Source organism: Leisingera sp., assembly GCF_034669605.1.
GTDB lineage: Bacteria > Pseudomonadota > Alphaproteobacteria > Rhodobacterales > Rhodobacteraceae > Leisingera.
This window is the reverse complement of the sequence record NZ_JAXMOX010000181.1, coordinates 1-9505: the sequence shown is the minus strand read 5'-3', so window position 1 is coordinate 9505 and position 9505 is coordinate 1. Positions and strand designations below refer to the sequence as shown.

Sequence of the window (9505 nt, the reverse complement as noted above, 5' to 3'; positions counted from 1 at the left end):
TGGTCGAAAGCGATGACCCGCTGGATGCTGGCCTTGAGATCATGTGCCAGCCACCGGGCAAGAAGCTGTCGACCCTGTCGCTGCTGTCAGGCGGCGAGCAGACGCTGACGGCAATGGCGCTTATCTTTGCGGTGTTTTTGTCAAATCCGGCGCCGATCTGCGTGCTGGACGAGGTTGACGCGCCGCTGGATGATGCCAATGTGACCCGCTTCTGCGATCTGCTGGACGAGATGTGCCGCCAGACTGACACCCGTTTCCTGATCATCACTCACCACGCGGTGACGATGGCGCGAATGGACCGGCTGTTTGGGGTCACCATGCAGGAAAAGGGCGTCAGCCAGCTGGTTTCGGTTGACCTGAAGAAAGCAGAGGCGATGGTGGCCTGACGCAGAGGCACTCATGGAATTGGTGCTCTTGGTTGTGAAATTTCCCAGTGGGGTGACGAATGAATATACTCAAAGCAATTGCCGCATCCGCGGTCCTGATGATGCCGGTTGCCGCGACGGCCCAGAATGTGGTGGCCAAGACCGGCGATAGTGTTGCCAACTTCTTCAAGGATGAGGGAGCCGAGGTTGAAGTAACCACCGATAGCGTTGGCGACCCTAACCTGAAAGTTGAGTACTACGGGAACGATTTCTCGGTCTATTACTACGGTTGCGATAACAACCTCAATTGCGAGGCCATCCAGTTCTTTTCCGGCTATCAGACAGATGGCAGCGTGCGCCTGTCCAAGATAAACGAGTGGAACAATGAAAACCGTTTTGCCCGCGGTTATGTCTCGGAAGAGGGTTCAGCCCGGATCGAGATGGATGTGTTGCTGGGCAGCAATGGGATGAGTCCGGATGATTTTGCCCAGGCCGTGGGGATCTGGAACCGCGCAATGCAGGATTTTGAAGCCTTCATCGACTGGTAAATCCACCTGTCACTGGATTGTGACCCGGACTTAACAAGTGAACCGCTAAAGTCGGGGCATGAAACAGATCATGCCCCTTTTCTTATCTCTGATGGCAGGCAGCGCCTTAGCCGGCGATTGGCCGCTGCGTCCCGGCGACATCCCCTTGGTGCAAGGCGAACTGGAGGCACTGGCGGGGCAGTCTTTTCGCTTTTATGACGGCGGCGAGTCGCTGTACGGCAGCGATGGCGCCTATGCTTATACTTACTCGGCGGAGAATGGCGGTGGTACTGCCTGGGGCACCTACCGGGTTGCCGGGGACGGTAGCATCTGCGTGGAGTTCGCCAACGGGTTTGACCGTTGCGATCTGTATGTGCGCAACGGCAGCCGCGTTATCCTGATAACGGAAAGAGGCGAGCGGTTCCCGGTGCGTTAAAGCTTCTGCAGCAACACCGGAGTCGGCCAGGCATCGGCGGGCAGGCCGAGGCGGGCCTGCTCTTTTTGCACGGCAACCCGGGTGCGGGCGCCAAGAATGCCGTCGATATCGCCAACGTTATGGCCGCGGGCCTGTAGTTTATGCTGCAGCTGCTTCATCTGAGTGCCGCTTAATCCGTTCTCGGGTTGCCCGGCGCTATAGACCTCTGCGCCTTCCAGCCGGTTGGCAAAATAGGCTGCGGTGAGGACATAGGTAAAGCTCTGGTTCCACTTAAAGTAGACTTCAAAGTTGGGATAAGCGAGGAAGGCCGGCCCCTTGTGGCCCTGCGGCAGCAGCAGCGAAGCGCGCAAGGACGGATCGGGCAGTTTGCCGTCCCGCGCCGAGACTCCCAGACTGCGCCACTGGGCAATGGATTTCTTGCGTGCAGTGCCCGTCAGCGTCAAGTCGAGATCCTCGGGGATGCTGACTTCCTGCAACCAGGGCTGCCCAGGCTGCCAACCCAGATGCGAGAGCATTCGCGCGCCCGACATCAGTGCATCGGCGGCGGATGTCTTCAGGCTGACCTGGCCATCGCCGTCGGCATCGACGCCATATTTCAAAATGTCTCCAGGCAGCATCTGCACCATGCCGATCTCGCCCGCCCATGCGCCTGTGGTGCGTTTGGGGTCGAAATTACCTTGGCTGAACAGTTCCAGCGCCGAGAAGACTTGCGGGCGGAACAGCTCCGGGCGGCGGCAATCATGGGCCAGCGTGACAAGCGCATCGCGGGTGTTGAAATCACCCTGATTGCCGCCGTAGTCGGTCTCGAAGGCCCAGAACGCCAGCAGCACACCGCGGTCAATGCCATAGGTGTTCTCAATCCGCTGGAAAGTGGCATCATGTTTCTGGGCCATCTGGCGCCCGCGCTTGATCCGGGATTGCGAGATCAGGTGGCGGGTGAATTCGATGAAGGGCTTCTGGAACACACTTTGGGCCCGGTCGGCCTTGAGCACGGCGGCATCCTGGCGGGTGCCAGAGAAAAAAGCGTGGACAGTGGCAGTATCAAAGCCGGCCTGCACCGCCTCATCTTTCATCAGCTTTACGAAATTCTGAAAGCCGCCGCCGCACTGGGCAGTTGCTGCCGCAGGCAGCAACCCCGCTGCAAGGACGAAGGGTAATAGGCGCATAATTCTGGCGTTCCTTGGTCTTACCGCTCCCATAGGGTCTTATGTGCTAGAAAACGGCAGCGATGGCAACCGTGAGAGCCAAGGCAATTGCCCAAGTCCGCCAAAGCAAGGCGACTGAGCGGGTGATGGTTTCGGCGCTGGTGCTTTTGGCCCCATCCGCATGGATCCAGGAGAAGTCGCGCATCTGTCCGTCGTAGGATCTTGGGCCGGCCAGCGCGCTGTTCAGCGCCCGGGCCATGGCAGCTTCGGGCCAGCCGGCGTTGGGGGACCGGTGTTTCTTCGCGTCTGTGGCGATGGCCCTCCAATGCCGCAGCTGCCCCCCGGCCAGGGCAATCAACAGTCCGGTCAGCCGGGCGGGGACCAGGTTCAGCAGGTCGTCCAGCCGGGCGGCAGCCCAGCCGAAGTCCTGATAGCGGTCGTTTTGGTAGCCGATCATGCTGTCGGCAGTGTTGACCATCTTGTAGATGATCAGCCCGGGCAGTCCGGCAATCAGGAACCAGAAGGCGGGCGCTATGACACCGTCCGACAAGTTCTCGGCGCCGCTTTCGATGGCGGAACGGGCGGCTTGCGGGGCTGTCATAGCTGTGGTGTCGCGGCTGACGATCATTGCCACGGCCGCGCGGCCGTCCTGCAGGCTGCTGCGCAGGCCATTGGCAACGGCAGTGACATGTTCAGTCAGCGAACGCTGCGCGATCAGGATGGCAGCCACCAGGATTTCGATCAGTCCCCCCGGCAGCGACAGCAGCTTGCCCGCGGTGAAACCGCAAAGTACCAGCGCCAGAGCGGCCAGCACGCCCTTTCCGCGGCGGTTGGGCCCGGTATTGAGCTTGCGGTCGAGCATACCGACCAGTTTTCCCATAAGAACGGCAGGATGGGGGACACGCGTCCACAGCCATTTCGGCTCGCCGATGACGGCATCCAGCACAAGGGCAACCGACAGCATGGCCGCAGTGGTCATAGCGCAGCCTCCAGCTGGTCCCAGCCGTCCGCGGGCGGCAGGCCCAGGCGCAGGTAGGTTTTGGAATAGGGGAAGATGCGGCTCCAGATATGGGCGCGGGCCAGCTTTTCCTGCCAGGCCGCGGCGTCTTCAACAGTGTAGAGCCGGAACAGGTCAGTGCCGCCGGCCAGGCTGGCACCCTTGGCAAGCACCATCCCATCCAACCGCGCGGCATCCGCCCTGAGCCGGATGCGGGTGGCGTCGGCCCAGCTTCGGTCCTGCAGGGCCAGCGCGCCAGTGCGCAGGGCCGGGCCCGAAACCGCCCATGGGCCCTGCCAGGTTGACAGAGCAGCGATCAATTTCGGATCGCCAATCGCAAAGCCCAGCCGCAGGCCGGCGAGGCCCCAGAATTTGCCAAAGCTTTTCAGGACAATGACACCGGGCCGGGCGGCCATGCGAATAAGGCTCTCCGTCGGGCAGACGTCGCAAAAGCTCTCGTCGATAATAGTCAGCGGTGCAGCGAGCTGTTCTTCACGCCACAGGCGGCCATCGGGATTGTTTGGGTGCACCGCCACGCGGGCCTCAGCAGGGCCATCCACGCGAATCTTCCAGCCACGGGCTTCAAAAGCGGCGGCGTGTTCGTTGTAGGTCGGTTTGGTGATCTGCACCCAGCGCGGCGCGGCCAGTGCAGGCAAGGCCGCGATCAGGGCTGATGCGCCGGGGGCGGCGAGGACCGCGGCCTGTTCCGGGATGTTCCAGAACGACCGCGCGGCGCGTTCGAGAACGGCCAGCGCATCGGCGTCCGGCAGGGCGTTCCAGTCTCCGGCTGTAAAGTCCGGCAGCGGATAGGGGTGCGGGTTGATACCGGTGGACAGATCCATCCAATCGCCGCGGTTGCCACCGAACTCTGCCCTGGCAACGCTCAGGTTGCCGCCGTGGTCCCTGGATGGGGCTGCATTCTCGAGCGGAAGTTCAAGCATCGCGGTCGCCACCGGTTGAGTGTTGCTCCGAACGGGTCGGACTTTAAATCAGACACAGCGGTTCATAAAGCAACCAGGGCGAGGCGTGAACTCCTTAATTATAGCGGTATCAACCGAAAAGGCCTGTTTGGTGGCTGCGCGCGGCGGATCAGCCGCGCCGATGCGGTTCTTGCCAGTCGATATCCGGGTTGACCGGGATGATCCGGTGCGGGTTGATGGTCTCATGGCTGTAGTAATAGTGGCGCACGATATGCTGCATGCCGACTGTCCCCGCCACGCCCGGCCATTGATACAGCTCGCGGGTGTAGGCCCAGAGGTTAGGGTAGTCTGCCAGCCGCTTGCGGTTGCATTTGAAATGCACGTGATAGACCGGATCAAACCGCAGGAGGGTGGTGAACAGCCGCCAGTCGGCCTCGGTCAGGCGTTCCCCCAGCAGGTAGCGGTGTTGCGACAGCAGGTCCTCCAGCCAGTCCAGGCTTTCAAACAGCGGCTCGACTGCTGTGTCATAAGCCTCCTGTGAGGTGGCGAAGCCGCATTTGTAGACGCCATTGTTGATGGTGCTGTAGATGCGGGCGTTGACAGCCTCGATCGGTTCGCGCAGCTCCTCCGGCCAGTAGTCCTCGGTGTTGCCGGTGATCCCGTTGAAGGCCGCGTTGAACATCCGGATGATCTCGGCACTTTCGTTGGAAACGATGGTATCCTGTGCCTTGTCCCACAGCACCGGGACGGTCACCCGGCCGGTATAGCCTGAATCGGCGCGGGTGTAGATCTGATGCATGTGCGAATTGCCGAACAAAGTGTCTCCGGTTGCGCCATGATCGTCCGTTTCAAAGGCCCAGCCTTCGCCCAGCATATGGGGATGCACCACGGAAACGGAGATGTGGTCCTCCAGCCCCTTCAGCTTGCGGAAGATCAGCGTGCGATGAGCCCAGGGGCAGGCGAGCGACACATATAGATGATACCGTCCGCTTTCTGCTCGGAACCCGCCTTCGCCCGAAGGACCGGCGCTGCCATCCGCTGTGATCCAGTTGCGGAACTGCGATTCGCTGCGTTTAAAGGCACCGCCAGTGGAATCAGTATCATACCATTGGTCGTGCCATTTCCCGTCAATCAAAAGGCCCATCGTGTCTGCTCCTGCTGCTGTGCCGGACCAAACATAAGCCTCCTCCGGCTTCGCGCCTACGCAACGCAGCGCGCAAGCCATCTGCGCTACTGCACAAGAGCAACAAAATTGCGCGACCGTCAAATTTTCGAAAATGTTCACTTGATTTTATCTGTTTGTGACGCACCGTTGAATAGAAGGTTCCAAGAGAACCTATGCATTTGGAAGGCCTGAATGATGAACACATATGTGCCCAAAGCCGTGCAGGAAGCGCTGGACACTGCCCGCCTTCAGGGGATGCGCAAGAGGAACCGTCTGCGGGTGATGGCGGACAATGAACTGGTTCCGGTTTTGCGGATGTGGAAGACGGGCTTTTCGGTTGAAGCAGAAACCGCACCGATGCTGCGCGGTCTGGTGGATCTTTACGATGGCGCGCGGCACCTGTCGCAATGCCTGATCGTCGCCAGTGAGGAAGAGGGCGGAGAGATGCGCTATGAGTTCAAGCGCTCGACGCCGGCTGCGGACAAGGCGCCGCTGGATTTTTATGAATCACCAGGTGGACCTGCCGGACTGATCCCGTTCGATCAGTCGCAAGGCAAGATCTGACACCGGATGCACGGGGTGTCAGGGGCGGATTTCCACTTCCGTCCCGATCCTGGCAAGCCGCCAAAGCGTTTTCATCTGGTCATTGCTGATTGCGATGCAGCCCGCCGTCCAATCGCTTAACAGGGTGGCAAGGCCGCCAATGGAATTCGGTTGCCCATGGATAAAGATGTCGCCGCCGGGACTGACACCTGCGGCCTTGGCCTGCGCCATGTCCTCGGGGAGCGGATAGTTGATCCCCAGCGATAGATGATAGGCGCTGTTCGGGTTGCGCCGGTCGATCAGAAAAATGCCCTCAGGCGTTTTGCCGTCGCCTTGCTGAAATTTGTCGCCGGCCGGCGCGAACCCTAGCGCGATAGGGAATTCCAGCACCGTCTCCCCGTCGCGGCTGGCGGTCAGGCGGCGGGCGGATTTTTCGATCAGGATGCGGTCGATTTGGTCCGTTGCTGCGGATGGCGGCGGCGCGGGGAGCGGCGCAAAGGTCTGCCACGCAATCCAGGCGGCGCCGGTCCAAACAACCAGCGCCACGAGGCGCAGCAGGCGCTTCATGATTACTGCAGGTCCGAGAACGCCGCAGTCAGGCGGCGGCACGCGTCCTCAACGCGCGAGCGCTGGGTGGCGAGGTTGAAACGCTCCATGAACTCACCGCCGGCGCCGAAGCCATCACCGGGCGAGGTGGCGATTTTGGCGTCTTCACGCAACCGTCTGATAAACTCCGCGCGGCTCATGCCAGTGCCGGAAAAATCCACCCAGGCCAGATAGGTTGATTGCAACGGCAGGGATTTAAGACCGGGTAATGCGTTCACGGTCTCATCAAACAGTTTTCTGTTGCCCTCCAAATGGGCGATCTGCGCATCGGCCCATTCAGCGCCTTCCGGGGAATAGGCGGCGGTGATCATGGCAACGCCAAGTGCACTGGGGTCATAGTCCAGCGTGTTCTGTCTGTGCCGCATCGCGGTGCGCAGATCCGGATCCGGAATGATCATGTTGCCGGTCCGCTGGCCGGCAATGTTGAAGGTTTTGGAGGGGGCGGTCAGCGTGACAGTCCAGGCGCGTGCGTCGGGGGCCGCCACGTCCATTGGGACAAAGGTGCTGCCGGGATAGACCAGATCGTGGTGAATTTCGTCGGAGATTAGGATCAGCCCATTGCGCTTGGCAAAATCGGCTACCGCACGCAGTTCTTCCACTGTCCAGACCCGGCCTGACGGGTTCTGCGGCGAGCACCACAACAGCAGTTTTTCGGTTCCGTTCAGGCGCGATTGCGCATCATCCAGATCCAGATTGTAGGTGTCGCCGTCGCGCGCCAGCTGGCATTCGGTAACCTTGCGCCCCGTCTTGTTCACCTTGTGTGCAAATTCATGATAAACGGGCGAGAAGATAACTGCGCCGTCGCCGGGCTGGCTCCAGACATCCAGGCAGAGGGCAATGGCATTGCCCAGCCCCTGCGAGGTCAGCACCCAATCGGTCTCAATGTCCCAGCTGTGGCGGGTCTTCATCCACCATTGAACTGCCTGCAGATACTCCGGGTGCTGCCAGGAATAGCCGAACACGCCGTGCTCGGCGGCGGCTTTGACTGCTTCAATCACGCTAGGGGCGGTTTCGTAGTCGGAATCGGCTGTCCACATCGCCAGACCGTCCTGCGGGGAGAGACCGTACAATGCCTCCATCTTGTCCCATTTTGAGCTATGGGTGCCGCGGCGGTCGGTGATCTTGTCAAAATTCATATGGTGAACTCCCGTATCATTGTAGGCGAAGCTAATCGCTGCAGCGGCATAAGCAAGGGGGGCGTTGCGATGGAACCGCTGATCGCATAAATGGACTTTATGAAACGACAGATACTGATCCATCCCGACCCCCGCCTGAAGAAGCTCTGCGTGCCTGTGCCGGACCTGAGCGACGATTTGCGCGTCCTGGCGGATGATATGCTGGAAACTATGTACGCGGCCCCCGGCATCGGGCTGGCGGCGCCGCAGATCGGAATTCTGCAACGGTTGATCGTGCTGGACTGCGTCAAGGAAGAAGACGGTGATGCGCGTCCGCTGGTGATGTTTAATCCGCAAATCCTGTCCGCCTCCGACGACACCAACGTTTATGAGGAAGGCTGCCTGTCGATCCCGGATCAATACGCCGAAGTCACCCGGCCCAAGGTGGTTGAAGTCGAATGGATGGATCGCGACGGCAACGCGAGAGCTGAGACGTTTGACGGGCTGTGGGCGACCTGCGTGCAGCATGAGATCGACCATCTGAACGGCAAGCTGTTCATTGATTACCTGAAGCCGCTGAAGCGCCAGATGATCACGCGCAAGATGCAGAAGCTGAAGCGCGAACGCGCCCGCGCCTGAGGAAATATCCGACATGACCGTCCGCACCTGCCTGCCTTGGCCTGACAAGCGCCTGCGCACCAAGGCCGAAGAAGTAAGCGAAATAACTGACGAAATCCGGGAAATCTGGGGCGACATGATCGACACCATGGACGCGATGCCCGGTGTTGGCCTTGCTGCCAATCAGATCGGTGTGATGCTGCGGCTGGCTGTGGTGGACGGCTCTGCCGAGCGCGGCCGCGCGGTGAAGCTGGCTAACCCGGAGATCCTGCATTCCTCGATCGAGGTGCGCGAACATGACGAGGCGAGTCCTAACCTGCCGGGTGTTTCGGCCAGGATCAAACGCCCGCGCGCCGTGACCGTTCGTTTCACCAACGAGCAGGGCATGGTCGACCGCAAGGATTTCGTCGGGATCGAGGCGACCTCGGTGCAGCACCAGATCGACCATCTGAACGGCAAGATGTATTTCGACCATCTAAGCAAGGTGAAACGCGATATGCTGACCCGTAAGGCGAAAAAGCTTAACGGCTGACACTGATTTCTACTGCCGGGCCGTATGCGGCCCGATGCGCGTCCGGACCGGCCCCCACGGCAGGCGCGGCATGGCAACCGGGGTACGGACGGATTGACTGATGCGCATTGTCTTTATGGGAACGCCTGAATTTTCGGTGCCGGTGCTGGATGCGCTGGTCGATGCAGGGCACGAAATTGCTGCCGTTTACTGCCAGCCGCCGCGGCCGGCTGGCCGCGGCAAGAAAGACCGCCCCGCGCCCGTTCATGCCCGCGCCGCGGCTCTGGGGCTGAACGTGCGTCACCCGGTCTCGCTTAGAGGCGGGGAGGTGCAGGACGCAATTGCTGCGCTGCAGGCGGACGTCGCTGTGGTTGTGGCCTACGGGTTGATCCTGCCGCAAGTGATCCTGGATGCGCCGAAATACGGCTGTGTCAACATCCATGCAAGCCTGCTGCCGCGTTGGCGCGGCGCGGCGCCGATCCATCGCGCGATCATGGCTGGTGATGCAGAAACCGGCGTTTGCATTATGCAAATGGAGGCAGGGCTCGACACCGGCC

General features: G+C 60.8%; 12 protein-coding genes and 1 pseudogene. 7 read left to right on the top strand and 6 right to left on the bottom strand.

Features of this window, described 5'->3' with window-relative positions:
* The 3 genes and pseudogenes from VOI29_RS19070 to VOI29_RS19060 form a co-directional block, all read left to right on the top strand.
* Positions 1-386: pseudogene (locus tag VOI29_RS19070) on the top strand (chromosome segregation protein SMC); the annotation flags it as partial.
* 59 nt (positions 387-445) lie between these two features.
* Positions 446-913 (top strand): YbjN domain-containing protein, encoded by a 468-nt coding sequence (locus VOI29_RS19065; protein WP_323782338.1) that lies wholly within the window; start codon positions 446-448, stop codon positions 911-913.
* Positions 914-971: 58 nt separating this feature from the next.
* Positions 972-1328 (top strand): hypothetical protein, encoded by a 357-nt coding sequence (locus VOI29_RS19060; RefSeq protein WP_323782335.1) that lies wholly within the window; start codon positions 972-974, stop codon positions 1326-1328.
* Here VOI29_RS19060 and VOI29_RS19055 read toward each other — a convergent pair.
* The 4 genes from VOI29_RS19055 to VOI29_RS19040 form a co-directional block, all read right to left on the bottom strand.
* Positions 1325-2494, bottom strand: coding sequence for a lytic murein transglycosylase (locus VOI29_RS19055; protein WP_323782332.1), 1170 nt, complete (start codon positions 2492-2494; stop codon positions 1325-1327). The genes VOI29_RS19060 and VOI29_RS19055 overlap by 4 nt on opposite strands.
* Before the next feature lie 46 nt (positions 2495-2540).
* On the bottom strand, positions 2541-3452 hold the full coding sequence (cbiB, locus tag VOI29_RS19050) for an adenosylcobinamide-phosphate synthase CbiB (protein WP_323782329.1): 912 nt from the start codon (positions 3450-3452) through the stop codon (positions 2541-2543).
* The gene (locus VOI29_RS19045) at positions 3449-4411 is read right to left on the bottom strand and encodes a threonine-phosphate decarboxylase (protein ID WP_323782326.1); all 963 of its coding nucleotides are present in this window, start codon (positions 4409-4411) and stop codon (positions 3449-3451) included. Before VOI29_RS19045 ends, cbiB begins: the two co-directional genes overlap by 4 nt.
* A gap of 148 nt (positions 4412-4559) precedes the next feature.
* Positions 4560-5534: a glutathione S-transferase family protein gene (locus VOI29_RS19040; protein WP_323782323.1), complete on the bottom strand. Its 975-nt coding sequence runs from the start codon at positions 5532-5534 to the stop codon at positions 4560-4562.
* Between the two features lie 216 nt (positions 5535-5750).
* On the opposite strand from VOI29_RS19040, the gene VOI29_RS19035 reads away from it, so the two are divergent.
* On the top strand, positions 5751-6119 hold the full coding sequence (locus VOI29_RS19035; RefSeq protein WP_323782341.1) for a hypothetical protein: 369 nt from the start codon (positions 5751-5753) through the stop codon (positions 6117-6119).
* Between the two features lie 18 nt (positions 6120-6137).
* On the opposite strand, the gene VOI29_RS19030 is transcribed toward VOI29_RS19035, so the two are convergent.
* A complete protein-coding gene (locus VOI29_RS19030; RefSeq protein WP_323782320.1) occupies positions 6138-6665 on the bottom strand; it encodes a L,D-transpeptidase family protein in 528 nt (175 codons plus the stop codon).
* A gap of 2 nt (positions 6666-6667) precedes the next feature.
* Positions 6668-7840 (bottom strand): PatB family C-S lyase, encoded by a 1173-nt coding sequence (locus tag VOI29_RS19025; protein WP_323782317.1) that lies wholly within the window; start codon positions 7838-7840, stop codon positions 6668-6670.
* A gap of 99 nt (positions 7841-7939) precedes the next feature.
* Here VOI29_RS19025 and def (VOI29_RS19020) point away from each other — a divergent pair, with 99 nt between their 5' ends.
* The 3 genes from def (VOI29_RS19020) to VOI29_RS19010 form a co-directional block, all read left to right on the top strand.
* Entirely contained in the window at positions 7940-8458 is a 519-nt protein-coding gene (def, locus tag VOI29_RS19020; RefSeq protein ID WP_323782314.1) for a peptide deformylase, read from the top strand.
* Between the two features lie 13 nt (positions 8459-8471).
* Entirely contained in the window at positions 8472-8969 is a 498-nt protein-coding gene (def, locus tag VOI29_RS19015) for a peptide deformylase (protein WP_323782311.1), read from the top strand.
* 100 nt (positions 8970-9069) lie between these two features.
* Positions 9070-9505: methionyl-tRNA formyltransferase (locus VOI29_RS19010; protein ID WP_323782308.1), on the top strand; the 436-nt coding region annotated here is incomplete at its 3' end.

Bases quoted from the DNA above. Each gene is read 5' to 3' on its own strand.
- cbiB (WP_323782329.1), bottom strand. From the start codon at position 3,452: ATGACCACTGCGGCCATGCTGTCGGTTGCCCTTGTGCTGGATGCCGTC.
- VOI29_RS19065 (WP_323782338.1), top strand. From the start codon at position 446: ATGAATATACTCAAAGCAATTGCCGCATCCGCGGTCCTGATGATGCCG.
- VOI29_RS19040 (WP_323782323.1), bottom strand. From the start codon at position 5,534: ATGGGCCTTTTGATTGACGGGAAATGGCACGACCAATGGTATGATACT.
- VOI29_RS19055 (WP_323782332.1), bottom strand. From the start codon at position 2,494: ATGCGCCTATTACCCTTCGTCCTTGCAGCGGGGTTGCTGCCTGCGGCA.
- VOI29_RS19030 (WP_323782320.1), bottom strand. From the start codon at position 6,665: ATGAAGCGCCTGCTGCGCCTCGTGGCGCTGGTTGTTTGGACCGGCGCC.
- def (WP_323782314.1), top strand. From the start codon at position 7,940: ATGAAACGACAGATACTGATCCATCCCGACCCCCGCCTGAAGAAGCTC.
- VOI29_RS19060 (WP_323782335.1), top strand. From the start codon at position 972: ATGAAACAGATCATGCCCCTTTTCTTATCTCTGATGGCAGGCAGCGCC.
- def (WP_323782311.1), top strand. From the start codon at position 8,472: ATGACCGTCCGCACCTGCCTGCCTTGGCCTGACAAGCGCCTGCGCACC.
- VOI29_RS19045 (WP_323782326.1), bottom strand. From the start codon at position 4,411: ATGCTTGAACTTCCGCTCGAGAATGCAGCCCCATCCAGGGACCACGGC.
- VOI29_RS19035 (WP_323782341.1), top strand. From the start codon at position 5,751: ATGAACACATATGTGCCCAAAGCCGTGCAGGAAGCGCTGGACACTGCC.
- VOI29_RS19025 (WP_323782317.1), bottom strand. From the start codon at position 7,840: ATGAATTTTGACAAGATCACCGACCGCCGCGGCACCCATAGCTCAAAA.